This is a genomic window from Rhizobium sp. PK7-22 (assembly GCF_056530405.1).
On the sequence record NZ_CP096514.1, the window covers coordinates 3,682,030 to 3,706,581 of the forward strand.

Here is a 24,552-nt window from a genome sequence, read left to right on the forward strand (position 1 = left end):
GACTTGCTCCTTCGTGTCCAATCGTCAGAAGCCTCAGGAGAGGCTTTGCTCGTAATCCGCATAGTCGAACTCACGGACCGTCCTGATGCTGCCATCCAGTTCGCGAATGGCGATTGACGGCATTTGCACGCCGTTAAACCAGTTTTTCTTGACCATCGTGTAACCGGCCGCGTCCTGGATCGAAATCCGGTCGCCGACCTTCAGTTCCTGGTCGAAATTGAACTCACCGAAAATGTCGCCGGCGAGGCAGGACTTGCCGCAGACCATGAACCGATGCGGTCCTTCATTCGGAAGCATCTTGGCGCTCTCGCGGTAGATCAGCAGGTCGAGCATGTGCGCTTCGACGGAGGAATCGACGATGGCGAGGTTCTTGCCGTTGTAGAGCGTGTCGAGCACGGAGACTTCCAGCGTCGTCGACTTGGTGACTGCGGCTTCGCCGGGCTCCAGGTAGACCTGCACCTGATGCTCGCCGGCAAACCGCTTCAGCCGCTCTGCGAGCTTTTCGAGGGGGTAGTCTTCGCCGGTGAAGTGGATGCCGCCGCCAAGACTCACCCATTCAGCCTTGCGGAGAAGCGGCCCGAACTTTTCCTCGATCTGGCCGAGCATGCGGTCGAAGAGCTCGAAATCGCCGTTCTCGCAGTTGTTGTGGATCATGAACCCCGACACGAGGTCCATGACCGGCTCGACCTTCGCAAGATCCCATTCGCCCAGCCTTGAAAACGGGCGGGCGGGATCGGCAAGATCGAAGCTGGAGGAGGATACGCCGGGGTTCAGCCGCAGGCCGCGGGTGATGCCGGAGGCCTTGTCGGCAAACCGCGTGAGCTGTCCGATGGAGTTGAAGATGATCTTGTCGGCGTGGCTGACAACCTCGTCGATCTCGTAGTCGGCATAGGCGACGGAATAGGCGTGCGTTTCCTTGCCGAACCGCTCATGACCGAGGCGTACTTCGTTGAGCGAGGACGAGGTTGTGCCGTCCATGTAGTCGCGCATGAAGTCGAACACGCCCCAGGTGGCAAAGCATTTCAGCGCCAGCAGTGCCTTTGCACCGGAGAGTTCGCGCAAGGTGGCGATCGTCTCCATGTTGCGAAGAAGCTTCGACTTGTCGATCAGGTAATAGGGGGTCTGGATAGTGCTGGTCACGCCTAGCCTCGGAGCTTGCTCGTCACAAAGGGGGCCGAATACCCCGGATCGCCCGGAGGTTCAACCCAACAGCGCATATGTGACAGACAAGCTTGCGAGAGCACGGCTGCCCGCAGAAGCGAATGGCCCTCCTGGAAGAGAGGGCCATTCGTCAGATTAGCTGGCCGGCGTCAGCGTCATGGACGTGCCGGTGGCCGCGATGTTGAGGCCCAACTGTCCCTGGACGCTGACGGTCTGCAGATGGATCGACCCGGAGGTGCCACCGATCAGGATGTTGGCACCGATGCCGGCACCGACGGTCGCCTCGGCGGTTGCGCCCTGGTAGAGACCACCGAGCGAGCCCGTGTGATATCCAGCCGTCGGTGCAAAGACGGCCCACACCATCTTGCCGCGTGTCGTGAAGCCGAGGTCGATGCCCATCTTGCGCAGGCTGCCGACGTAGGCGTCGCTGCGATCGCCGTCGGTGGAGGTGAACACGCAGCTTACTTCCTTGGCCGAGCCCAGCACGTAGCCGACGCCGCCACCGATGTCGCAGGCCAGATAGCCGAGCTTCACGCCGTTGCGCGCGCCAGCGTCCTGATAGACCGGTGCGGTTTCCTGATAGCGAACTGCGTCAGCGGCGAATGCGGCCGGTGCCGATGCGAATGCGGCGGTGGCTGCGGATACGGTGAGCGCAAGAATCTTTTTCATTTTTAGCTCCTTCTGAAAATGCTGTCGCACATCGCCTCATGGCGCCATGCGTGCTTTCAGTTGAAGAGAACGAATGTGATGGAAAAATGATCCATCGCCGGTGATAACGGTTCATTAAGATGTGTTTCAGGCGGGGTGCGAACGTATGCCTGGGCGAAGGGTCGACGCCAGCTGCCGCTTTCTCACACCGTCGTGACTAGAAGCCTCCCGCTCCCGCCCTAATTGCGGTCGTGAACAGTCAAGCCAAGGGATGGGTCACGGAATGAGTTGGGGAGTCGGATCGGCGACCGATGGGCTGAATCGAGGATCTTCATGATCCTCAGCCTGAAGTTTCTGCATATTGCCGCGATCGCGATCTGGGCGGGAGGCCTCGTCAGCCTGCCCGGCCTCTATGTGCAACGCGCCTATGTGGAGGACAAGGACTCGCTCTACCGCCTGCAGATGATCGTTCGCTTTGCCTATGTGGCCATCATTTCTCCGGCGGCCTTCATAGCAGTTGCAAGCGGGATCATGCTGATCTTCGGTCAGCAGACCTTCGCCGGCTGGTTTTCGCTCAAGCTCTTCTTTGTCGCCCTGCTCGCCGTGCTGCATGTCCTGACAGGACTGGTCATCATCCGCCTGTTTCGCGAAGGCGAGGTCTATCCCGTCTGGCGCTTTGTCATGACGACCGTCCTGACGGGCGGCGTGGTCCTCGCAATCCTGTTCATCGTGCTCGCCAAGCCGACGATCCACGCGGCGATCATCGAGGGCATGTTCGAGCCCGGCGGACTTCGACGTCTCGTGCAGTCCGTCAGTCCTTGGGCGATACCATGAGGCCAATGCCATGATCGAAGATGAGCTTGCCGCCATGCCAACCGGCCATTCCCGTCACGACTGCCGCCATCATGGAAACCAGCAGCCCGTGAGGCAGGACTTCGGCCGATTCTGTCACGCGCAGACCCCAGTTCAATCCGGCGAGCGCAATCAGCATGATGGCCGCGATGGCATGCGCCCAGCTGGCGACACGCTCGCGGATGCCGGCAACCGAAAGCAGCTCGATGGTCCCGACCACACCGGCTGCCGCGCCCATGAAAAAGGCACCGCCCGAGGACCACAGGCCGGCCCGCAGCCAGAACGCATCTCCGGACCACCAGTAGATGACGTCGATCGCCAGGGTGACGAACACGAGTGCAATGGGAAAATGAACCGTCATCGCATGCAGCGGGTGCCCGGCCACGGCAACTGCGGAGGTCACGTCCTTTTCCATAACCTCGGAGACTACCGGATTTTCCCTATCTTCGACGTCCGCCATGACCGTTCTCCCTTTCGCGGGATAATCCGGCAATGCCGCCAGTGGTTCCCAAGGTTGCTGTTCGGCCTTGGTACTCCCCTCCTCGCCAGCTGCAACGGCAACCTGTCGGCCCTGGATCCGGCGGGGCCCTCCGCGGCGTCGATCGCGCGGCTGTGGTGGGTGATGCTGGGGGCATCCGTTCTGCTTTTCCTGTTGGTCATGGGGCTGCTTTTCGTCGCCCTCATGTTCCCGCACTTCGGCAGGCGGATCTCGCAACGATCGTGGATCCTGGCGGGCGGGCTCGCGCTGCCGATCCCGATCCTGTTCGCCCTGACCTTCTACGCCTTCTGGCAAGGCGAGTACTTGCTAAGGGGTGGCGGCACAGAAGCTGAGGAGCTCATTCGCGTCGAGGCCCTGGGAACGCGGTGGCAGTGGGAATTCCGCTACCCGGAAACAGCTGAGAGCCCGGTGACCTCGGGCGTCCTGCACATTCCCGCCGGGAAAACGGTCGAGGTTGCGGTCACCAGCATCGACGTCATCCACAGCTTCTGGATCCCGCGCCTGGCGGGCAAGATCGATGCCGTCCCGGGTCATGTCACCTATCTGCGGCTGCGCGCAGATAGACCGGGTCGCTACGGCGGCCAGTGCGCGGAATATTGCGGCACCGGCCATGCCGGGATGAACTTCGAGGTCCACGCACACGCGGAAGAGGATTACGCCGCCGCCCTTGGCATCGAGAAAGCTCCATGACAGATCACCACGACAAACCCTCTACGCCGATTGCCCTTCACCATGCGCTGGACCGGATCTGGGCGACGAAGCCCGGCTGGGCCCGGCTGGCGACCGTCAACCACAACGTGGTCGGCAAGCGCTTCATGCTGACCGCGCTTATCTTCTTTGCCATCGGCGGATTGCTTGCCATGCTGATCCGCACGCAGCTTGCGTCGTCGCAAAGTGCCTTCATGGATGCCGAGCAATATGCGCAGGTCTTCACCATGCATGGCTCGGTGATGATGTTCCTGTTTGCGATACCGTTCTTCGAGGGATTGACGATCTACCTCCTCCCGAAGCTCCTCGGCACCCGTGACCTGGCCTTCCCGAGGCTTACCGCCTACGGCTTCTGGTGCTATCTCTTTGGCGGCAGCATTCTGATCATCGCCCTGATCGGCGGCGTGGCGCCCAACAGCGGCTGGTTCATGTACACGCCGCTCTCCTCGGACATCTATTCTCCGGGCATCAACTCCGACGTCTGGCTGCTGGGCATCACCTTCGTCGAGATCTCCGCGCTTTCGGCAGCCATCGAGATCATGGTGACGATCCTGAAGCTCCGGGCGTCCGGCATGTCGCTCGACAGGATGCCGATCTTTGCCTGGTACATGCTGATCGTCGCAACGATGATGCTGGTCGGCTTTCCGCCGCTGATCCTCGGCTCGATCCTGCTCGAGACCGAACGGGCGTTCGGCCTGCCCTTCTTCGACCCGAACCGCGGCGGCGACCCGCTCCTGTGGCAGCACCTCTTCTGGCTGTTCGGCCATCCGGAGGTCTACATTATCTTCCTGCCGGCGGCCGGCGCCATATCGACAATTCTCCCGGTCTTTGCCGGAGCACCGCTTGCAGGCTACAGGATCATCATATCGGCGCTCGTCGCGACGGCCTTCCTGTCCTTCGGGCTCTGGGTCCACCACATGTATACGGTGGGGATCCCGCACGTCGCGCTCTCGTTTTTTTCCGCCGCCAGCGCGCTCGTGGCGATCCCGACCGCCATCCAGATTTTCGCCTGGCTGGCGACTATCAGCCACGGGCGACCGCGCTTTTCCATTCCGATGCTGCACATCATCGGCTTTTTCTTCGTGTTCGTGATCGGCGGACTGACGGGCGTGATGCTGGCCATGGTGCCTTTCGACTGGCAGGCGCACGACACCCACTTCGTGGTCGCGCACCTGCATTACGTCCTGGTGGGCGGCTTCGTGTTTCCCATGCTGGCGGCCGCCTATTACTGGCTGCCGCACATCACCGGTCGCCAGCCCGTGCAGCATCTGTCGCAGGCCGCCTTCTGGATGATCTTCCTCGGCTTCAACATCACCTTCTTCATGATGCATCTGACCGGCCTGCGGGGCATGCCGCGGCGAGTGTTCGAATATCCTCCGGAATCGGGCTGGGAGATGCTGAACTTCTTCTCCTCCCTCGGCAGCTTCGTGATGACGATGGGCTTTGCCCTGGTGGCACTGGACTTCATCCTCCTCTTTCGCTTCGGCCGCAATTACCACCGCAACCCCTGGCGGGCCGGGACGCTGGAATGGGCGATGCCGACACCGCCACCCTCCTACAATTTCGCGTCCCTCCCGGTCATCGATCGACGGGCGGACCTGCTCGATCCCGATGTCATCGGACCGCAGCTTGCCGCCGGCAAGGGACTGCTCGGCTTTCCGCGCGACGGGCGCATGGAGCTTCTGGCCGTCGACATCGTGACCGGCAAACCCGAGCACGTGGTTCGTCTGCCGCGCCAGTCCTTCATGCCGCTCTGGACAGCGATCGGCACCGGCTTCTTCTTCCTGTCGCTGCTCTTCAAGTTCTACTGGGTGACGCCCTTCGCCCTCGCCTCCGTGGTCTTCATGTTCCTCCTGTGGAGCAGGGACACCGCAGAAAAGAATGACATCGGAAACCTCCCGATCGGCAACGGCCAGGAATTGCCGTCGCACATCGAGGCGGAGCGGCCGCCATCGTGGTGGGCCATGGTCTTTGCGCTCGTCGCCGATGCGACCGCCTATATCTCGCTTCTGTTCGGGAGCCTCTTCCTCTGGATCTCAGCCCCGAACTGGCCACCTCAGGACATCGGCCAGATCGGCCTGCTGGGGCCTGCAATCGCCGCCGTCGCGCTGGTGCTGGCGGCGTGGTCCGGTCGCCAGGCTTCCGCCGGGGGCGGCAAGGGCGCGATCGGCTGGCTTTCGCTTGCCGCTATCGGCCACCTGATCGCCACCACCGTCTTCCTGTGGCTGGCGTTGACTGCCCTCCCATCCCCCCGCAGCCATGCAGCCGTCGCCAGTATCTTCGTCGTCTTCATCTACGCCGCAATGCACAGCGGGCTTGGAGCCGTGTTTGCCGGCTACGGGATCTGGCGGGTGCGCAGCGGCTTCGTCTCGCCGAGACGCAATCTGGACCTGCGCATCGGCATGCTCTGGCACGGTTTTGCCGCCATGGTGGGGCTCGCCGCCGCGGGCTTCCCCTTCGTGCTCGCCAGCCTCACCAGCGAGGTTTCTCCATGACCATTCATCCGATCATCTACATCATCGCCGGGTTTCTGTTCTGGAGTGTCCTTTTCCTGCTGTTCTACGGCGTCCAGGCAACCGGCTGCCATCTTGCCGGCGATAATGTTTCGGCGCTCGGCGAACATCCCGTTCTGCGGTCGGTGCTGATCGGATTGCTTCTGCTGTCGATCGCGGCGGGAATTATTCCCTTCCTGGGAGCCCGAAAACGCAGGGCAGAACGACAGCCCGCCGACGACACGGCGCAATTCGTGCGCGAGGTTGGCGGCTACGTTTGGCTTGCCGCAGCCATTGCCATCCCCTTCTCCTTCGGCGGCGTCGTCTGGCTCACCCTCTGCGGAACATGATCCCACCGACGTTGCCGCCTGGATACGCAGCACTGGTTTTCGGTTTTTTTTGCAAAACTGACATTGTTGGTGCCTAGGAGGAACGAACCAACAGCATCAGGAGATTCGGTCATGCCAAGTGCGCCAGCGACCCCACTGTCACCCCGGCGCCGCGTCCGATGAGCGACTGCCGAGGGCTCGCCATATCCCACGAGGGTCACATCACCCGCCTAAAATGGCACCGCCTTCGCCGCCGGCTCGACGACCCCTTGTTTTCAGCCACAGTCATGAAGGACGGCTTCCGCCTCGGCGCCTCCATGGAACTGGACCTGAAGGTCCGAGCCGACGGTGGCTTCGTGGTTCTCCACGACGATGTTCTGGAGGGAGAGACGACCGGTCGCGGCCCCGTGCGCGATGCCTTGGCTGCCGACCTCCGGGAACTGCACATGAAGGTTGGTGGCGAGGCTCTGACGCTCAGCGAAGATCTGGCCGACATGCTCCCCACGGCGCATCCGGATGCGCTTCTGCAGTTCGACATGAAGGATGATCTTGCCTTGATCAGCGAACGGGGACTGGACCATCTCGCGGATCATTTCCGTCACCTGGGGCAGCACGTGATCGTCAGTGCATCCGACCTGGATCTGATCCTCGCCATCAAGAAACGCATGCCCGATCTGCGGCGCGGGATCGACCCGACCGATCAGCTGGTGGATCTGCTCCACGGCGCGGGCCCGGGCGCAGTCGAGAAGGCCCTGATCGCAGACATCACGGGTCCGACGGAACCCGAGACCATCTATCTGGCCTGGCCGCTTCTGCTGGACGCCGCCAGGCAGGGGCTGGACATGATCGGGATCTGCCATGACCACGGCAAGATCGTCGACGCCTGGACCTACAACCTGCGTGATCCTGCCCGCGGCTTCAGCGAAACCGAATGGCAGGAATTCCGGTCGCTGATGGCGCTCAAACCCGACCAGATCACCACCGACGAGGCTCCGGCCACCGAACGCGCCTGGGCCGCCAGAGTGGCCGCCGCGGCCTAGGCGACAGCAGCGCTCGCAGACAAGCCGGCCGCTTCCAGCAAGAAAGCCAGTTCGGCGGACAAGCCTGGCGTGCAGGCGACAACTGGGCCGCCACGGGCGATCATCTGCGCCAGCGTCGGCGCAGACACGTCCACGCCAGCCTCGCGGGCAATGAGGATGCCGGCCAGCATGTCCCAGGCCGACAGCTGCCGCTCGTAGTAGAGATCGGAGATGCCTTCCGCGACCCGGACAAGCCCGATTGCGGCCGCTCCCATGCGCCGATAGTCGATGCCGCGGTCGTAGAGGTCGCGAGCAACAGCGAGATAGTCCTCGAAATCCGTGCGGCGGGAGTGGCCAAGGATGGCGATGGCATGCCCGGGATCGGTGGTGGTGGATGCCTTGATGGCCGCGCCATCCTTGAAGGCACCTTCACCGCGAACGGCGTGGAACACCTTGTCCTGCGCGACGTCATAGATCACCCCGATCAGGATCTCGCCCGCGGCAACGAATGCGATGGAGACGCCCCAGTGCCGGAAGCCGCGGATGAAATTTGTGGTTCCGTCGATCGGATCGACCACCCAGGTCCCGCCTTCACCGGCAACTCCGCCCCCCTCCTCGCCCATGAAAGCGTCCTCCGGGAAGTCGCCCAGGAGCGTGGTCCGGATGGAGTCTTCGGCGCGCTTGTCGGCCACGGTGACGAAATCCTGGGTTCCCTTGCTCTCCACGGCAAGCGTCTCCGGCAGGGCTTCGGCCCTGAAAGCGGCAGCCGCTCGACCAACCTTGCGGGCAACGGAAATGGCTGCCTCGGCGCGGGGCTTGAGCGAGGCGATATCGAATGGTGTCATCTATGCACTTCTTCTCGTGATCAGGGTGACGGGGGTGAACTCTACCCGCGCCACGGCATCCGGTTCGGACATGCGGCTGGTCAGCAGGTCGACGGCCTGGCTCGCCTGCACGTCACAGGGCTGCAGGAAGGTCGTCAGTTGATAGGGGCTCCAGCTTGCCTGGGGGATGTCGTCGTGACCGACGAGTTTGATGGACCCGTCGTTGCGGCCCCTGGCTGAGAGACCGTCCAGCACGCCGCAGGCCATGTAGTCATTCACGGAGAAGACGCCGTCGATGCCCAGATCGAGCAGCTCTCCTGCCACCTGCTGACCATGGAGGTAATCGTTGATCGCGACCGGCACCAGCTGCGCCTCGACACCGAGCGTCACACAGCGGGCCAGAAAGGCCTCCGCCCTTCGGCGTGACGAATAGGAGACGGCGGTTCCCGAGACCACGGCGAGCTTTTTCGCGCCCGACTTCAGAAGAACATCGGCAGCCGTGTAGCCCGCCATGCGATCGTCGGAAACGACCCGGTCGACGAAGGGAAAGTCTTCTCCCTTGTTGATCAGCACGACCGGAACGCCCTCGGCGGCACACTCTTCGAAAATATGGGAGGGAGGCGCGTCGGAGGTGACGATCACGCCCGACACGGCGTAATGCAGCAGCTGACCGATGACCGTCGCGCTGTCGGCCTCCTTGGATGTCGGCAGCAGGATCGGCCGGAAATTGCGTGCGATCAGCGTGTGCGCCAGCTGCTCCAGCTGCAGCGTGCGGAACGGATTGTCGAGACCCGCGGCGACAAGCCCCACGAGGTCGGAGCGCTTGTTGGTGAGGCTGCGGGCCAGATAGTTGACGCGGTAGCCAAGCTCCTTGGCCGCCTGGTAGACCTTCTGCCGCGTCTTGTCCGAAACGCTGGCATCCGGTGTGAACGCCCTCGATACAGCGGCGCGCGACACGCCGGCCGCCTTTGCCACGTCGAAGGAGGTGACCCTGCGCAATTCGCGCGCCTGGCCGTTGCCATTGCCCGGCTTCGACCGCATCAGATCCGGCAGATCGGTACAGATGCCGAGAACCGGAAGGGTCATGATGTCGCTCAGGACCTCAGGTCTCTCCTCGTGCCACAGCACGATCTGCCTGCCGTCGGCGAAGGCTCTTTCCAGAAGCGCCTCGGTGACGAACTGCTGCGGCGTCTCGCTTGCCCGCTCCCAGCAGAGGTGCAGGATATCGGCGCCCGCTTCATCACCAAGGGTATGCGGATCAGCCCCGACCCGGATCAGCACGGAGAGCGGGTAGTCGCATCCCAGATCCCGCAGTTCGCGCACCTGCGCCACGTCGAAGGAGCCGAAGCAGGCGAAGCGCTGGTCCTTATCCTTCAGGTGCTGCCAGCAGAGCGGGCCTGTGCCAGCCCGCTTCAATTCGACGTAAAGGCCGCAGCCGGTCTCGCGCGCCAGGGCCGCCACGTCCTCGAAGCTCGGCACATCCGGAACCTCTCTCTGCAGGTCCGCAAACGAGATCTGCGAAATATGCAGATCCTTCTGGAAGACCCGCTGGAGATGGTCGTCATGGGAGACGACGACCACGCCGTCGGCCGTCATCTGAGTGTCCAGTTCCCACATCTCGGCACCGAGTTCGGCAGCGAGGCGAAACGAAGACAGCGTGTTCTCGACGCTATGGCCGCTTGCCCCTCGATGCCCGATGCAGAATGGCCGGCTCGATGCGGCAGACGGCCAGGCAAAGCGGGCGAGGAAGTCCGAGAGATCGTTCATGCTAAAGTCTCCGGCCATCCTCGGCAAAGACCAGCGCCGCGGCGCTCTCCAGCTTCCAGCTCACGCTGTCCCCTGCCCTCACATCGTCCTGCGCGGGCTGGACCGAGCGCAGCACGGAGCCGTCCGGCAAGGCGACATCATACAGGTTTTCGCGTCCCTGCGTCTCTGCAAACACCACCTTCCCCAAGATCGGCACATCGCCGGTCCGGCCGAAGTGTTCCGGCCGAATGCCGAGCGTCAGATCGATCCCCTCCGGGATCTCGGAGGCGACGGGAAGCGGAAACGTCAGGCTGCCACCATCGAGAAGGAAGTTGCCTCCCTGCGCCCGCCCCTTGAGAAAGGAGATCGGCGGATTGCCCAGGAAACCGGCCACGAAGGACGTGCGCGGATTGCTGTACATATCCTTCGGCGTGTCGATCTGGATGATCTTGCCTCCTTTCATGATGGCGATCCGGTCGCACATCGACATGGCCTCCACTTGGTCATGCGTCACCAGGATAGCGGTGATTCCGGTCTCCAGCTGGATACGGCGGATTTCCGAGCGCATCTCCAGCCGCAGCTTGGCGTCGAGGTTGGCAAGTGGCTCGTCGAGCAGCAGCACGTCGGGCTTGCGCACCAGGGCCCGCGCCAGCGCCACCCGCTGCTGCTGTCCGCCCGACAGCTGGCCGGGACGCCGCTCTAGGAGTTCGGTGATATGTGTCAGCTCGGCGATTTCCCGAACAGCGCGATCGACATCCGCCTTGCCGTCCTTGCGAACGGTCAGCGGGAAGGCGATGTTCTCGAAGACGCTCATGTGCGGGTAGAGCGCGTAGTTCTGGAACACGACGCCCACATTGCGCTTCTGGCTCGGCAGATTGCTGACATCGCGGTCGCCGAACAGGATCTGCCCGCCGTTGACCCGATGGATACCGCAGACGGCAAAAAGGGTCGTCGACTTCCCGCACCCCGATGGGCCGAGAAGGGCGAGCATCTCGCCGTCCTCGACCGTCAGGTTCATGCGGTCGATGACGGTATTTCCGTCGAATGTCTTGGTGAAATCTTTCAGGACGATTTGCATCAGCCTTTCGTGCCTCCGCCGAAAATGTTCATCAGTCGGTCCCGGAAGATGGCGTAGAGCGCCAGGATGGGCAGCGTGTAGAACAGCCCGACCGACTTGAAGAGGTTGAAGTTGTAGGTGGTGGAATCCGGGTCCGAGACGGTGTTCAGGTAGATCGACAGCACCTCGAAATCGGCCGACGGCGCCAGGATGCGCGGCAGCATGTATTCGCCCCAGGCGTCGATGGCCGCAAACAGCGCCAGCGCGAACAGGCCGGGTTTGACCTGCGGCAGGATCAGCCGACGCCAGACCGTGAACCGGCTAGCACCATCCTGCACGCCCGCCATTTCGATCTCCCACGGAACGGTGTCGTAGAAGCCCTTCATGATCCAGATGCCGAAGGGCAGCATCAGCCCGGCCTTGACCAGAACCACGCCCGTCAGCGTGTTGTAGAGGCCGACGTACTGCAGCACGAGGAAGACGCCGATGATCAAGGTCACCAGTGGAAACGCGTGCATGACGAGAATGCCGCCAAGGAAGAACCGGCGGAATGGCATATTGAGCCGCGATAACGCGTAGCCGGCGGTAGAGGAGATCCCGAGCACGATGAGGACGATGCTCGCCGTGAACAGGATCGTCGTCAGCGTCGGCCCCCAGACGTCGCCGGTCGCGGTCGGATCGATCAGGAAACGCCAGTGCGACAGCGTGAAGCCGTTCGGGATCGCCGAGCCGGGCGGCGAGGTGGTGACGGTGTCGATCAGCAGGAAGGCATACATCACGATGATCGGCGCGCTGATCAGGAGCAGCACCAGGATGATCGGCCAGTTGGAATAATTGCGTGTCATCTGCTCTTCCCTCAGAATTCGATTTTCGGCCGGCCGAGAAGCTCGTCGAACCGGAACAGCCTGAGGTAGATGATCGACAGCGAAACGCCGACGACGACCAGGATGAGCGCCATGGCGGCACCGAGGCCATACTGGAGGTTGCCGGTATAGCTGTTCAGCGCCGTGTTGAAGGATTCCAGTGCCCAGACGGTCGTGGTGCGACCGGGACCGCCGTTCGTCGTCAGCCATATCTCCTGGTAGGAGGACAACAGCGACAGCGTCTGGTAGCTCGTCACGAAGAGGATCGGCCAACGCAGGTGCGGCAGGATGATGTATCGGATCTGCTGCCAGCGGCTCGCCCCGTCGACCTCGCTTGCCCAGAGCTGCTGGACCGGGATGGCTTTGAGCGCGCTGGAAAACAGGATCATTGCGAAAGCGGCACCGATGAAGCCGTTGACCATGATGACGATGGTCCAGGCGGTGGGCACCGAGCCCGTCATGTAGTTGAAGGCGGGCAGACCGAGAGCATCCGCGGCGGTGTAGAGGAAGCCGCCCTCCCAGGTGAACCACTTCCACATGACCGCATAGAGGACGATCGGTGTGATCCGCGGCAGGAGCCAGAGCATGCTGAACGCGCTTGCGGCGCCCGCAGGCAGATAGAACGTTGTCACGGCCAGGAACAGGCCGACGAACACCGTGAAGGATAGCGTGACCGCCACGTAGAAGACGGTATTGAGCACAATCCGCCACGTGTCGCTGGTGGAAAACAGCTGCTTGAAATTGGCCGTCGTCCAGGTCCAGCCGGTGTAGCTTGCCTCGACGATCTGATCGACCGTATCGGCAGGCGCCGAAGGCAGGAACTTGGCGATCGCCTGACGCGCCGTGGCTTCACCGGTGAAGCGGGTATTGAGGATGGAGAGCTCGAACTGGTCGACCGCAAGCTTCAGGTCGCGGATCGAGCGCGGCCGGTTCTGCAGCGCCTTCAGCTCGCGCTCGAACAGACGCTCATCCGTAAACGTTCTGCCGCCGAACTGCTGCTCGATCTCTGCAAGAAACGCCGAATCGGTCCCAGCCTCCCTGGCCTTGGCGATCCCTGCCGCATCGACGACGAAGCTCGCCTTGGCCAGCGCATCGGCGACTTCCGCCGGAACGCCGTTTTCTTTCAGCGTGGTCAGCAGGTTTCCCGTCACCACATAGGAGCCGCCGCTGATGCCGGTCGACGTGCTCATGTTGGTGAAGGCGAACACCGCCGTCAGCACCACAGGGAGGAAGAAGAACCCTATCAGCACGACGAGCGCAGGGCTCATGAAGGCGAGCCCGACCATGTAGGATCGCGTACGCATCGGTATCTCTCAAATTTAAGGGAATGGTGCCGGGCGGAACATCAGCTCCGCCCGGCAATCGGCTTCAGCGGATGACGACCTTGTCGCCCAGCGTCGCCTTGATCTCGCTCTCCACGCCGCTGACGGCATCGGCGACCGGGGTCGTCTTGGTCCACGACGCTTCCAGCCCCTTGTACATGGCTTTCCAGACAACACCGAAGTCCGGATCGTTCGGGAGCGACGTCGCGTGCGGCAGCAGGGCCTCGGTCGCAACCGTCGTCCAGCGATCGTTGGCATAGAGCGGAATGTCCGCTTCGGCGGTGCCGATGGCGAGGTGGCCGGATTTAACCGCATGCAGGGCGTTGATGCGCGGCTCCGAAGCGATGGTGATCAGTTCGGCGGCAATCGTCGCGTCATCGTCGGTGCCTGTCGTGGACAGGAGGTAGACCAGCGGATGAGTGATCGTGTTGGCACGACCCTTCTCGTTGCCGGCCGGGATGAGGCTGTACTGCATCTGGCCGAAGAAGTCCGTCAGGCCCCATTTGGTTTCCCACTCGGCCTTGTGCCAGGTGCCGCCATGCCAGATGCCGGCCTTGTCGTGGGCAACCGCATCATGCCAGCTGTCCCAGGTGGTCCCGAGGTAGGTCGCCGGAACCACGCCCTTCTCCACCGCATCGACGAAGAACTGATACATGTCCGTCAGCGCCTGCCGGTCGAGAACCAGCTTGCCGGATTCGCGGTCGGTCATCTCGCCGCCGAAGCTCTGGTAGAACTGCCAGTAGTCGGTGCCGTTCGACGGACGCGGCATGAAGCCCTTACCCGGTTCGACGAGCTTGGCGTCCTGCATCTTCTTGGCATCATCCAGCATGGAATAGAGCGTGTATTCGCCGCTCTCGACCTTGCTCGGCAGCGCCTCGATATCGGCATCCGTATAGCCGATCGCCTTCATGTGGCTGCGCGAGAAGAAGAAGGGACGCGACTCGGCGTCCTGCGGAATGCCCCAGATCCGGCCGTCGAAGGACGCGACGTCGATCAGGTTCGGGTAGAGCTGGTTGAGCGGCCAGGCATCGAAATCGACGTAATCTTCGATCGGGCGCAGAAGGCCGGACTGCGACCAGGTGCCGATGTCCTCGTGACCGGAAACGATGATGTTGGGTGCCGTATTGGATTCAGCAGCCAGCGTCACCGCCTGCTTGAAATCGTCCCAGGTGGTCCAGGTCTGGCCGTCGACGGTAATGTTCAGTTCTTCGCCGCGGATCACCGCCTCGCGTTCCAGGATATCGGCCGCCATCTTGATGGCTTCGATACGGTAGTCGTTGGTGGGGCCGGTGCCGCCGGCCCATACCTTAATGGTGACATCCTTGGCGGACGCAAGAACCGCAGTCGACGCAAGCAGCGCCGCTGCCAGCGTTGCGGATTTCATGAATGAAGCAACGGTCATGGTTGAACCTCCGAAGAGAAAATGGACTCTTCTGCTGCCCGCCGAACGGTGCGCGAGATGCCGCAGAAGCGTTGAAACGATCATCAACGGATCCGCTTTAGAGGCCTCGCATAACATCCAAATGACAAATTGCACGCGTGTACAAAAAACATCGCGGGGCGCATCTGCTGAGGGTCAGGGTAAGGCTAAACCGGTCGTTCCGGAGGACTACGTCGGCTGGAAGCACATCCGACCGACGCTTGGGCCTACAGATTCACCTCTCTGAACATCAGGCGACCGCGCGTTCCTTTTCGCCGCGCTCAGCCGTGGCGATCGGAGCATCGGACCACCGAGGCTCATCGATGTTCTCGAGCATGATCCGCATCATCGTCGGCAGCGCCATCAAGAAGGCCGACACGCAGGCCGGGTCGAACTGCGAGCCTCCGCGCTTCTGAATATGCTCGACGGTCCGCTCCACGCTCCATGCTTCCTTGTAGGGTCGCGCGGTGGTCAGAGCGTCGAAATTGTCGGCAAGTGCCACGATGCGGCCTGCCAGAGGGATATCCGTACCCGACAGGCGGTTGGGATAGCCCTGACCGTCCCACCGCTCATGATGGGTGGCGGCGATTTCGGCGGCGAGTTGCAGCAGGCTGCAGTTCGATTCCTGCAGAATACTGCGTCCGACCAGGGTGTGGTGCTGCATCTCGGCAAACTCCCGCTCGGTCAGCTTGCCCCTCTTCAGCAGGATGGCGTCCGGAATGCCGACCTTGCCGATATCGTGCATCGGCGAAGCCAACCGGATGTCTCGACAGTATTCCGGATCGAGACCGTAGGCGCTGGCAATGGCTTCCGAAAAGGCGCCGACCCTTCTCGTGTGCTTGGCCGTGTCGGAATCCTTGTAGCTGGCAGCGATGGTGAGCCTCTCGATGATCTCCTCCTCCCGCGCCCGCAGTTCCTTGAGCGCCTTGTCGACCTCCCGCCGCAACCATTCCGCCTTTTCGGCAAGCTGATTGCGGGCCTCGACGAGCGCTCCAAGGTTGCGCATCCGTGCCTGGAATTCCAACGGGTCGACCGGCTTCGTCAGGAAGTCGATCGCGCCTGCATCCAGTGCCGACATCCGCACGGACATCTGCGTGTCGGCGGTTACGAAGACGGCGGGCTTGTCGCGGTATTTCGGAAATCGACAGATTTCCGCCAGCAACTCGACGCCGGTATAGGCTGGCATCAGGTAGTCGATCACCGCCACGTCGTAGTCGAGATCCGGCATATCCGCCAGAACCGCTTCGGGGGAGCTATATTCCAGAACATGGTAGCCGAGTTTTTCGACCAGGTTCTTCAGAAATGAGAGGTTGGTGCTATTGTCGTCTACAAGCAGGATACGCATCAAAATTTCCCCTATGCCGCTACGCGGCGCCGTTGTTCGTTAAAGGTCGCCGCCAAGGCGTCCACTTCGGTGGCGGCCAAACCTGACGCTTCCAGAGCCAAGCATGAGCTGACAACACTTGTGAAACCGAGGTTTGCCGAGGCTCCCCGAAGCGAATGCAGCAGTCGCTCAGTCCGCTTCACGTCGCCCTCATTTGCCGCAGTCTTGATCTGCGCGAGCAGCTTCACCGCATCCTCGAAGAAGTCCGAGAGAAGCTCTTTGAAACCGTCATTACCAAGCGCCTCGACGAGCTCCAGGCGACGCGCTTCAAAACCCGTCTCCTCCTGAACCACGGTCCGCGCCCCTGGCGCCACGGTGGCTGTCTCAAGAACGATCTTGCGCAGGGTTGCCATCGTGATCGGCTTGGACTGGAAACCATCCATTCCGGCGTCCGCACAGAGCCGCCGGTCGTCATCGGAGGCATTGGCCGTCATGGCGATGATGCGCAGTCGCGCCAGGCCAGGCAGTGCCCGGATCATCCGCGTGGCCTCCAGTCCGTCGACCACAGGCATCTGCATGTCCATCAGCACCAGATCGAAGTCTCCCTCGCTCACCTCCCGGACTGCCTCCAGCCCGTCGCTGGCCACCGTGACGTGCTGGCCGAGGCGCAGGAGGAAACCCTTCGCCACATCCTGGTTCACCTTGTTGTCTTCGACGAGGAGCACCTTCAGCTGTGGAAGTTCCCGCGGGCCTGTCGTTGCGACATCGCTTGCTCCCGCCTCGGGTTCGGCAGCGGTGGCCGGGATCTCGAACCAGAAGATGCTGCCTTTTCCCGGTATGCTCGACACGCCGATCTTGCCCGACAGGCGCTCCACGATCTGCCGACAGATTGTCAGACCAAGGCCTGTCCCGCCAAAACGCCGGTTGATGGAGGCATCCACCTGGCTGAAGGGCTGGAAGAGCTTCCCGATGCCGTCCTCGTCGATGCCGATGCCGGTGTCGGAGATCTCGAACCGCATCCGGTCGCCGCCATCCGCCTGAAACTGGCTGATCGTGAGCGTGATGACGCCGTCGGAGGTAAACTTGCAGGCATTGCTGAGCAGGTTCAGCAAGACCTGCCGCAGGCGCGTCGGGTCGCAGAGGATCACTGGAAACACGCGGTCCTCATCGATCTCGAACTGCAGGAGGTTCCTGTTCTCCCGCGCCCGGTCCTGCACGATGCCAAGCGCCGAGCAGGCGACGGACCGGATCCCCGTCGGCCGGGCCTCGATCTCCAGCATGCCGTTCTCGATCTTGCCGTAGTCTAGGATCTCGTTGATGATCTCGAGCAGCGCTTCGCCTGAGCGACGAATGGTTGCAACGCTGTGATGGGCAGCGGCGGGGATATCCGACAGATCGAGCAGCTCGGCGGTGCCCAGAATGGCATTGAGCGGCGTGCGAACCTCGTGGCTCATGGTCGCCAGGAACTGAGATTTCGCCTGGTTGGCACTCTCGACGGCACGGTAGGCCAGCTCCAGGTCTCCCGTCATCGCCTTGAGCTTCGATCCCGCAGCCCTGACCGACTGCAACTGCCGCCGGAGAAGATGGACAAGGACGCCGACACAGACGACGAGGAGGATCACGAGAAGGCCTGACTTGACCTGCAGGGAAAGCAGCTGTGATCTGTTTTCGGCGCGATCCAGGCTGACGGCGCTGTTGGCGTAAAGGAGAAGATCTTCGGTATCGGCCATCAGGCGGATGACCTGAACCTTCGCGGCCTGAAACGACGCTTCCGATGTGCTGCCTGCGGCGGCAATCTCGTTGAAGACCGGCTCGATGGCCGTAATGCTCGACTGGATCGATGAAAGCAGCGGAGCAGCGTCCCTGTCGCCTCCGAACTTCGGGTCGAAATCGCCATAGTTGAGGATCGCCATGCGCGAATACAGGATGTCGTAGCGTAGCAGAGCCGGACGAAGGCTGTCGGGGTCATAGTCCCGCCGCGTCGTAAGATCGTGCATCGTCTCGTGCAGCTTTCTCGTCTCCCGATCCAGCTGATAGATCGACCACAGTGCATTCTCGCGGATGCCGTCCTGAAGGCTGGAATAGCGGTTGGAGATCAGCGCGAAAACCACCGCCAGCCCGAGCAGCAGGACGACGGAGAACGTCTGCAGGACGGCGGTCGCCCTGCTTGCCTTCCGGATGGCGTCGGTATCGGAAACTTCGCTCAATCCGACACCTCGATTTTCACGATCTGCCAGACGGAACGGGAGAAGTACTTCTCGTTGTAAAGATTTGGATCCAGGTCGAAGGGATAGATGAGGAAGAGCGGCCCCTTTTCACGAACCGACATGGTCTTCCCGTGAAGACGGGTGGCCAGGATTGTGTCCAGTTCAGCAACGTCTTCCATCGGCACATCGGCGTAGTAGTCGTTGAGAGCGGTGATGCGAAGCTTTGCTCCCCTGGCACCGGCTGCCTCCAGGACGCTCCGCAGGTATGGCCCCGAGAACTCGACCTCTCCCGATGTCCATGGCGTCCTGACCGTCGCAGATCTCCCGGCGAGCGCTTCCAGCATCTGCAGATCAAATTGTGCGGTCGCGCCGACGTTGGGATGATCGAGCACCGGCGACAACACCGTCAGCACGACGGGACCTTTGGGAGCCTCCAGAGCCATGGCTGGAAGTGCGACCGACATCGCTGCAGCGAAGAAGCCGAAAAACCTGGAGAGCAGTCTGCTGTGCATGGGGCGCCCGGATGTCGGCCATATCTGGGCCGAGCTGTTTGACTGAAACATCATCCTGCCGAACGAGAGGCCGAGGCCTTGACGTGTCTACCGCCGCATCATGCTGGTGGTCGTGGGTCTGAGCAGACCCTGATTTCTAACGTAGAAATGTATACCGCTTTTAAAGCAAACCGCTAAATTACGCCGGATCGACAGGAAATCGTCTGAGTGACGGACGTGTCGCGCACCAGCCGTCATGTAGCAGTCATCTGAAGAACTGAAATTGGTGGAGATCTGTGCGCGACAGTCAGTCGTAGAGAGCCCTCCTCATGGACCGAGAGCTCCTTCACGGCAGAACCGCGAGACCTATTCAGGCAATCGAGTGCAGGTGCACTGACGGAAGAAGTGGAACGTGTCGAACGCTCCACCTCCCCTGTCAAAGGCAGACCCCGTCAGGAGGAGGCTGCGGCGGCCTGTCTGGCGGGAAGGATTTCCTGCCAGGCGGCATAGGCGGAAAGAACGGTTTCCATCTGGGCGGTGTGGCCGGCGATGAACGCGTCACCGTAGATGGTCTCGTCCGGATACTCGGTGATCAGCGTCATCGGCACCGTATGGCGGTCGTCGATCGAGGACAGGCACGGGAAGCCGTTGATGATCCGGAACCCCGTCTCGCCCGCATGGATCTCGTAGAGGGCAATCTGCCGGTTGTTGTAGTCGAGGAGACCCGGGATGGCGCCGAGGTGGCGCGTGACCCGGTCGAGCAGCGCTTCGGCCTCACCTTCCCAGCTGGCGTGATGCCGCATGATGAGAAAGAACCCCTTCGGCAGCGTCCACATCCCGAACCCGCGCGGCACATAGCCCGACAGCGGTCGTGTCCATTCGTGCGACGGATAGCCGTGCAGGTTCACGTGCAGCGCCGCGCCACTGATCTCCTGCGCCTTGAAGCGGATTTCCTTCTCGTTCAGATGCGGTCCGGCGTTCTCCGGCGTGCGGTATTCGAGATCGTCGCCAAGGGCAGTGTAGCGCGCCGCATGATGCATGTGGCGCGGGTTATCAACCCTCAGGCGCTGGTGGATGGCATAGCCGTCCGGGTTTTCCAGCGGCGAGATGGTGAAGTGGGCCTCCGGCATCTGGCGAAGCCTGTCGGCCGCGCGCAGGGCCCCGACGATACCGGTCGTCTCGTTGGGGTGCTGCCCGCCGCTGATCATCACCGGCACATCGTGACCGGCCACATAACGGGCGGAAACGCTGCGCCCCGAGCGCGAGCTTGCCGCAAAGGCCTCGCCATCGATCGCGCCGAGTAGCTTGGCAACCTGCGCGGCCGCCAGCGGCTCCCGTGCATTGTCGGCATCCTGCTCGTCACCGTCCAGGAAATGGATCGAGAGCGGCCTCACTTCAATCGCGACCGAGATCTCGCCCTGGCTCTTGACGATCTCCGGCACGATCTGACCGGGCTTCAGTCCGCGATCGCCGAGCGGCCGACCGGACTTCTTCTGGAAGAACTCCAGCAGCGAGAAGTAGAAGTCCTCGTGAAGCGCCTCGCGCAGGCTGACCACTTCGTCGCCCACTGCCAGCGGCTCGTCCTCGGCAGGATGCGCCACCCGGATGTTCAACTCCTCGAAATAGGGTTCCTCCGAGCCCCAATCCTGATCGGCGACAGCACCGATCGACGCCGCAAACAGCGCCTCGTAGTCCGTCTCCACGCGCTCACCCTGTTCGTCGCCGGCGGCGCGATACCAGCCTGTCGGCGACACATTGGTTTCGCCGACGATATCGACATGCACGCGGTTCGGCGCCAGAACCTTCAGCATCTTCACGCCGGCAGCCCGCGTCAGCAGCACGTCGTAGTGGAAATCGCCGTCCGCGCGTTCGACGAAATCGATTTTCGCATCGCCGACGAGTGCCGCCAGCGGATAGGCCTCGAGACGGAACCGGTTGCGCGGCGCGTCGGGATGCACCGGATAGCGGATTTCGATCGCCTCGACCCCGCGCAGGTCGACCTCTTCGAGGAAGGTGTAGAGGAGCGGCTTGTAGGCGCTGCGGATGCGGGCGGTCACGCCCCTCTCCGCCAGTCGGCGCTCCGCCGCGCTGCGGCTGTTGCGGTCGTCGAAGGTCCAGGCCTCGAAGGACTGGCCGGCCACCGCGCCCGCCACCAACTGGTCGAGCGTGCGCTCGAATGACGTCGTCAGGATCTTGGTCATGGGAAATTACCTTGAGCTTCTGCCGGTCGGGTCGAGGCTGTCGCGCAGCCAGTCGCCGAGGAGGTTGAGACCGAGCACCGTCAGAAGGATGGCAAGGCCCGGAAAGACGCTGACCCACCATGCTGTCTGCAGATAGGTCCGGCCATCGGCCAGCATCCCGCCCCAGCTCGGGATCGTCGGATCGACGCCGAGCCCGAGGAACGTCAGGCTGCTTTCCAGCAGGATGTTGTTGGCGACGTTCAGTGTCATCAGCACGATCACCGGCCCGATCAGGTTCGGCAGCAGGTGCTGAATGATGATCCGCCAGTCGCGCACGCCGATGGCACGGGCCGACAGGATGAATTCCCGCTCCCGCAGGGTCAGGACCGAGCCGCGCACCACGCGGGCGTACTGGACCCACTGCGAAACGATCAGCAGGATGATCGTGTTCGTCAGGCTGCCGCCGACAATGGCGATGAAGGTGATGGCGAGAAGGATGAAGGGCATCGCGAGCTGCAGGTCGGCGAAGCGCATGACCAGCATGTCCCAGAAGCCGCGGTAGTAGCCGGCGATCAATCCCATCAGCACGCCGAAGATGACGGCGCCGATGACCGACGTGAAGCCGACCAGGAGCGAGATCTTGCCACCCGCCACCACGCGCGCCAGCACGTCGCGGCCCAGCGGATCGGTCCCGAAGATATGCGTCATGTCGCTGAAGGGCGGCACCAGGCGGGAAAGCAGGTTGACCTTCTCGGCGCCCGGGAAGAGCACGTCCGAAAGAAGCACGGCACCGCAGATGATGACGGTGAGCGAGGCGCCGAGGATGAACTCGAGGCTGTAGAACCGCTGCAGGGGGGAAGTTTTTGCGGCCATGGTGCTTACTCCGTGCGGATGCGGGGATCGATGAGCCCGTAGGCGATATCAACCAGGAGATTGATGCCGACGATCAACAGCGAAAGGACGGTGATGACGGCCTGCAGGACCGGGTAGTCACGCGCGCCGACGGCGTCGAAGGCCAGCGTTCCCAGACCTGGCCAGTTGAAGACCCGCTCGATGACGACGATGCCACCCAGCAGGCCGCCGAACTGCAGGCCGAAATAGGTGATGAGCGGGATCGCGCAATTGCGCAGCGCATGCTTGTAGAGCACCTTCGTCTCGCTCAAGCCCTTGGCGCGGGCCACCATCACGTACTGCGACTGAAGCGTATCAAGCATGGTGGTGCGCACCAGGCGGACGTTGGTGGCCGTCAGGATGATCGCCATCGTGGCGCCGGGCATGATGTAGCTCTCGATGCCGCCCATTCCGCTCGGTGGCAGGAGACCAAGCGTGATCGAGAACAAGAGCACCAGCATGGTGGCCAGCCAAAAATTGGGGAAGGACAGCCCGATCAGCGAAAAGATCCGGATCGCCTGATCCAGCCCCTTGCCCCGCGAGGTTGCGGCCATGATGCCGAGCGGGATCGACAGCACGATCGAGATCGCCATGGAGACGAAGGCGAGCATCAGCGTGGCCGGAATGGCATTGCCGATCAGCGTCGAGACCTGCGTCCCGCCCACGAAACTGCGGCCGAAGTCGAGGGTCAGGATGCCCTTGAGGAAATCGAAGTACTGGACGAAAAACGGCTTGTCGGTTCCGAGCGCTGCACGAATGCGCGCCAGATCGTCCTCCGTCATGCTGCCGCCACCCTGGAACATGGTCACGGCAGGGTCGCCCGTCAGCCGGATAGCGAAGGAGACGAGCAGTGTGATGGCGATGACGACGAAGATCGCCTGCAACACGCGTTTGAGAAGAAAGCCGGCCACGTTCTTTTCCTTGAAGTCGAGTGGGGTGCCGCCCGCGAGCCGGGCGGCACCGGTTTGGCGATTATTCGACGGTGACGTCTGTCAGCTTCAGGCGGTTGTCCGGAGCTGCCGTGAAGTTCTGCACCCGCTTCGAGACGCCGTAGATGGCGTTCGAGTTGTAGAGCGGAAGCTCCAGCGCACGATCGGCGATATAGGCGCCGACTTCCTTCAGGATCCGCTCGCGCTCGGCACGATCGGTCAGCGGCCGCTGGGACTCCAGCAGTGCGTCGAGCGTTTCGTCCTTCTCGTAGGGGTTCCACTTTTCGCCCGAGTGGTACATCGAGTAGGCCGTGTTGTCGTAGTCGAAGGTCCAGCCGCCCCACTTCTGCTGGAACATCGCGCCGGTCTTGCCCTGCGGGATGATGTCGTTCAGCAGCACGTTCGTTTCATAGGGCTGGATGGTGGCGTTGATACCGACCATCTGCAGGAAGCTCGCCACGACCTGCGCCACTTCGTTCATGGTGGCATCATTGCCGCGGATGTCGATCTGCAGCGGCGTGCCGGCAGCAACGCCTGCTTCTGCAAGCAGTGCCTTGGCAGCTTCTGGATCGTAGGGCAGCGGAACAAGTTCCGGGTCATGACCAAAGGAGAGCGCGCTCTGGAAGGTCGCGATCTCGGCGCCCTGGCCGGCAAGGATCGATTCCACGATGGTCTTGCGATCGACCGCCATGATGATCGCCTTGCGCACGCGAGGGTCGGCGGTGATGCCGTCGCGGGTGTTGAAGCGCAGCGCATCGACGGTCGGGCCGGGCACGCTGACGATCTCGAGGTTATCGTCGGCTTCGATGACCGGGATCATGCCGATCGGAATGATCGGCGGGATGACGATGTCGACGCGACCGGCCTGCAGCTCGGCAACGGCTGTCGCCGGCTCCGTGATGAAGCGGTACTCGAGCTCGGAGAGCCTCGGCGCGCCGCCCCAGTAGTCGGCGTTGGCTTCCAGGTTGATGGCGACCTTCGGCTGGTAGGATACGAACTTGAAGGCGCCGGTACCGACCGGGTTGAGGTTGAAGAAGTCCTCACCCTTTTCCTCGATGTACTTCGGCGGAACGATCATCGCGCCGTAGCCGGCAAGCTTCGTCAGGAGAACCGGATCCGGCGTGGTGAGCTTCATGTCGACCGTATACTCGTCGATGACCTCGACGCTCTCGATCGCGATGTAGTTCGAGCGCTGCGGACCCTTGGCACCTTCTTCGCCCAGCAGGCGGTCGAAGGTGTACTTCACCGCTTCGGCATTGAAGGGCTCGCCGTTGTGGAAGGAAACGTTCTGGCGCAGCGTGAAGCGGATGCGCTTGCCCTCGTCCAGCTCTTCCCAGCTTTCCGCAAGGCCGGGCACCAGCTCCATGTCGGGGCCGCGGTAGGTCAGGCCGTCGAAGATGTTGGTGGAGACGGCAGCCCATGCGACCAGGAAGGTGTCGACCGGGTCCCAGCTGCCTGGATCCTGCGAGCTCGAAAGCGTTAGCTTGCCGGCGGCCAGCGCCGGGCCGGAAAACGCCGTTCCGGCCATGGCCAGCGCGACGGCTGCCGATAGAAGTCCCCGTTTCATTATGGTCATGTATCTGTTCCTCT

Annotated in this window: 21 protein-coding genes and 1 pseudogene; 5 read left to right on the top strand and 17 right to left on the bottom strand. The window is 62.5% G+C overall.

The genetic code is table 11. The features are described from left to right. Positions 1-33: 33 nt before the first annotated feature. Together M1E10_RS22855 and M1E10_RS22860 are read right to left on the bottom strand one after the other, a co-directional pair. Entirely contained in the window at positions 34-1,080 is a 1,047-nt protein-coding gene (locus M1E10_RS22855; RefSeq protein ID WP_499177278.1) for a carboxynorspermidine decarboxylase, read from the bottom strand. Positions 1,081-1,296: 216 nt separating this feature from the next. After that, on the bottom strand, positions 1,297-1,830 hold the full coding sequence (locus tag M1E10_RS22860) for a DUF992 domain-containing protein (protein WP_499175081.1): 534 nt from the start codon (positions 1,828-1,830) through the stop codon (positions 1,297-1,299). A 312-nt stretch (positions 1,831-2,142) separates the two neighbouring features. Between M1E10_RS22860 and M1E10_RS22865 the strand changes: the two genes are divergently transcribed. Further along, positions 2,143-2,643: a CopD family protein gene (locus M1E10_RS22865; protein WP_499175082.1), complete on the top strand. Its 501-nt coding sequence runs from the start codon at positions 2,143-2,145 to the stop codon at positions 2,641-2,643. Here the strand turns inward: M1E10_RS22865 and M1E10_RS22870 are convergent. Continuing rightward, entirely contained in the window at positions 2,621-3,121 is a 501-nt protein-coding gene (locus M1E10_RS22870; protein WP_499175083.1) for a DUF2231 domain-containing protein, read from the bottom strand. The two genes, M1E10_RS22865 and M1E10_RS22870, sit on opposite strands and share 23 nt — an antisense overlap. Before the next feature lie 54 nt (positions 3,122-3,175). Between M1E10_RS22870 and coxB the strand changes: the two genes are divergently transcribed. From coxB to M1E10_RS22890, 4 genes are all read left to right on the top strand, one after another. Next, on the top strand, positions 3,176-3,850 hold the full coding sequence (coxB, locus tag M1E10_RS22875) for a cytochrome c oxidase subunit II (protein WP_499175084.1): 675 nt from the start codon (positions 3,176-3,178) through the stop codon (positions 3,848-3,850). Next, positions 3,847-6,363, top strand: a complete 2,517-nt coding sequence (gene ctaD / locus M1E10_RS22880) for a cytochrome c oxidase subunit I (RefSeq protein ID WP_499175085.1) — start codon at positions 3,847-3,849, stop codon at positions 6,361-6,363. The genes coxB and ctaD overlap by 4 nt, the downstream gene beginning before the upstream one ends. Next, the gene (locus M1E10_RS22885) at positions 6,360-6,710 is read left to right on the top strand and encodes a hypothetical protein (protein ID WP_499175086.1); all 351 of its coding nucleotides are present in this window, start codon (positions 6,360-6,362) and stop codon (positions 6,708-6,710) included. The genes ctaD and M1E10_RS22885 overlap by 4 nt, the downstream gene beginning before the upstream one ends. Positions 6,711-6,868: 158 nt before the next feature. After that, positions 6,869-7,729, top strand: coding sequence for a glycerophosphodiester phosphodiesterase (locus M1E10_RS22890; protein WP_499175087.1), 861 nt, complete (start codon positions 6,869-6,871; stop codon positions 7,727-7,729). On the opposite strand, the gene M1E10_RS22895 is transcribed toward M1E10_RS22890, so the two are convergent. From M1E10_RS22895 to M1E10_RS22960, 14 genes and pseudogenes are all read right to left on the bottom strand, one after another. Continuing rightward, a complete protein-coding gene (locus M1E10_RS22895) occupies positions 7,726-8,553 on the bottom strand; it encodes an inositol monophosphatase family protein (RefSeq protein ID WP_499175088.1) in 828 nt (275 codons plus the stop codon). The two genes, M1E10_RS22890 and M1E10_RS22895, sit on opposite strands and share 4 nt — an antisense overlap. Beyond that, positions 8,554-9,507 carry a LacI family DNA-binding transcriptional regulator gene (locus tag M1E10_RS22900; RefSeq protein ID WP_499177279.1) on the bottom strand — a complete coding sequence of 318 codons (954 nt, stop codon included), beginning with the start codon at positions 9,505-9,507 and terminating at the stop codon, positions 8,554-8,556. Positions 9,508-9,531: 24 nt separating this feature from the next. Beyond that, positions 9,532-10,299: pseudogene (locus tag M1E10_RS22905) on the bottom strand (glycerophosphodiester phosphodiesterase); the annotation flags it as partial. Position 10,300: 1 nt separating this feature from the next. Continuing rightward, entirely contained in the window at positions 10,301-11,356 is a 1,056-nt protein-coding gene (locus M1E10_RS22910; protein ID WP_499175089.1) for an ABC transporter ATP-binding protein, read from the bottom strand. After that, positions 11,356-12,198 carry a carbohydrate ABC transporter permease gene (locus tag M1E10_RS22915; protein ID WP_499177280.1) on the bottom strand — a complete coding sequence of 281 codons (843 nt, stop codon included), beginning with the start codon at positions 12,196-12,198 and terminating at the stop codon, positions 11,356-11,358. The genes M1E10_RS22910 and M1E10_RS22915 overlap by 1 nt, the downstream gene beginning before the upstream one ends. Further along, on the bottom strand, positions 12,192-13,502 hold the full coding sequence (locus tag M1E10_RS22920; RefSeq protein ID WP_499175090.1) for a carbohydrate ABC transporter permease: 1,311 nt from the start codon (positions 13,500-13,502) through the stop codon (positions 12,192-12,194). Before M1E10_RS22920 ends, M1E10_RS22915 begins: the two co-directional genes overlap by 7 nt. 64 nt (positions 13,503-13,566) lie before the next feature. Further along, positions 13,567-14,922, bottom strand: a complete 1,356-nt coding sequence (locus M1E10_RS22925) for an ABC transporter substrate-binding protein (RefSeq protein WP_499175091.1) — start codon at positions 14,920-14,922, stop codon at positions 13,567-13,569. A gap of 268 nt (positions 14,923-15,190) precedes the next feature. After that, a complete protein-coding gene (locus M1E10_RS22930; protein WP_499175092.1) occupies positions 15,191-16,285 on the bottom strand; it encodes an HD domain-containing phosphohydrolase in 1,095 nt (364 codons plus the stop codon). Between the two features lie 11 nt (positions 16,286-16,296). After that, complete coding sequence (locus tag M1E10_RS22935; protein ID WP_499175093.1) at positions 16,297-18,471, bottom strand: ATP-binding protein; 2,175 nt, start codon at positions 18,469-18,471, stop codon at positions 16,297-16,299. Beyond that, positions 18,468-18,983 (bottom strand): putative pterin-binding protein, encoded by a 516-nt coding sequence (locus M1E10_RS22940; RefSeq protein ID WP_499175094.1) that lies wholly within the window; start codon positions 18,981-18,983, stop codon positions 18,468-18,470. The genes M1E10_RS22935 and M1E10_RS22940 overlap by 4 nt, the downstream gene beginning before the upstream one ends. A 431-nt stretch (positions 18,984-19,414) precedes the next feature. Next, positions 19,415-21,163 (bottom strand): M14 family metallopeptidase, encoded by a 1,749-nt coding sequence (locus M1E10_RS22945; RefSeq protein ID WP_499175095.1) that lies wholly within the window; start codon positions 21,161-21,163, stop codon positions 19,415-19,417. A 6-nt stretch (positions 21,164-21,169) separates the two neighbouring features. Further along, positions 21,170-22,015, bottom strand: coding sequence for an ABC transporter permease (locus M1E10_RS22950; protein ID WP_499175096.1), 846 nt, complete (start codon positions 22,013-22,015; stop codon positions 21,170-21,172). A gap of 5 nt (positions 22,016-22,020) precedes the next feature. Then, positions 22,021-22,944, bottom strand: a complete 924-nt coding sequence (locus M1E10_RS22955; protein WP_499175097.1) for an ABC transporter permease — start codon at positions 22,942-22,944, stop codon at positions 22,021-22,023. Between the two features lie 61 nt (positions 22,945-23,005). Beyond that, the gene (locus M1E10_RS22960; RefSeq protein WP_499175098.1) at positions 23,006-24,538 is read right to left on the bottom strand and encodes an ABC transporter substrate-binding protein; all 1,533 of its coding nucleotides are present in this window, start codon (positions 24,536-24,538) and stop codon (positions 23,006-23,008) included. Between the last annotated feature and the right edge of the window lie 14 nt (positions 24,539-24,552).

Excerpts from the sequence above, each read along its gene's own strand:
- M1E10_RS22855 (WP_499177278.1), bottom strand. The coding sequence starts at position 1,080 with ATGGAGACGATCGCCACCTTGCGCGAACTCTCCGGTGCAAAGGCACTG.
- M1E10_RS22860 (WP_499175081.1), bottom strand. The coding sequence starts at position 1,830 with ATGAAAAAGATTCTTGCGCTCACCGTATCCGCAGCCACCGCCGCATTC.
- M1E10_RS22865 (WP_499175082.1), top strand. The coding sequence starts at position 2,143 with ATGATCCTCAGCCTGAAGTTTCTGCATATTGCCGCGATCGCGATCTGG.
- M1E10_RS22870 (WP_499175083.1), bottom strand. The coding sequence starts at position 3,121 with ATGGCGGACGTCGAAGATAGGGAAAATCCGGTAGTCTCCGAGGTTATG.
- ctaD (WP_499175085.1), top strand. The coding sequence starts at position 3,847 with ATGACAGATCACCACGACAAACCCTCTACGCCGATTGCCCTTCACCAT.
- M1E10_RS22885 (WP_499175086.1), top strand. The coding sequence starts at position 6,360 with ATGACCATTCATCCGATCATCTACATCATCGCCGGGTTTCTGTTCTGG.
- M1E10_RS22890 (WP_499175087.1), top strand. The coding sequence starts at position 6,869 with ATGAGCGACTGCCGAGGGCTCGCCATATCCCACGAGGGTCACATCACC.
- M1E10_RS22895 (WP_499175088.1), bottom strand. The coding sequence starts at position 8,553 with ATGACACCATTCGATATCGCCTCGCTCAAGCCCCGCGCCGAGGCAGCC.
- M1E10_RS22910 (WP_499175089.1), bottom strand. The coding sequence starts at position 11,356 with ATGCAAATCGTCCTGAAAGATTTCACCAAGACATTCGACGGAAATACC.
- M1E10_RS22920 (WP_499175090.1), bottom strand. The coding sequence starts at position 13,502 with ATGCGTACGCGATCCTACATGGTCGGGCTCGCCTTCATGAGCCCTGCG.
- M1E10_RS22925 (WP_499175091.1), bottom strand. The coding sequence starts at position 14,922 with ATGACCGTTGCTTCATTCATGAAATCCGCAACGCTGGCAGCGGCGCTG.
- M1E10_RS22930 (WP_499175092.1), bottom strand. The coding sequence starts at position 16,285 with ATGCGTATCCTGCTTGTAGACGACAATAGCACCAACCTCTCATTTCTG.
- M1E10_RS22940 (WP_499175094.1), bottom strand. The coding sequence starts at position 18,983 with ATGCACAGCAGACTGCTCTCCAGGTTTTTCGGCTTCTTCGCTGCAGCG.
- M1E10_RS22945 (WP_499175095.1), bottom strand. The coding sequence starts at position 21,163 with ATGACCAAGATCCTGACGACGTCATTCGAGCGCACGCTCGACCAGTTG.
- M1E10_RS22950 (WP_499175096.1), bottom strand. The coding sequence starts at position 22,015 with ATGGCCGCAAAAACTTCCCCCCTGCAGCGGTTCTACAGCCTCGAGTTC.
- M1E10_RS22960 (WP_499175098.1), bottom strand. The coding sequence starts at position 24,538 with ATGACCATAATGAAACGGGGACTTCTATCGGCAGCCGTCGCGCTGGCC.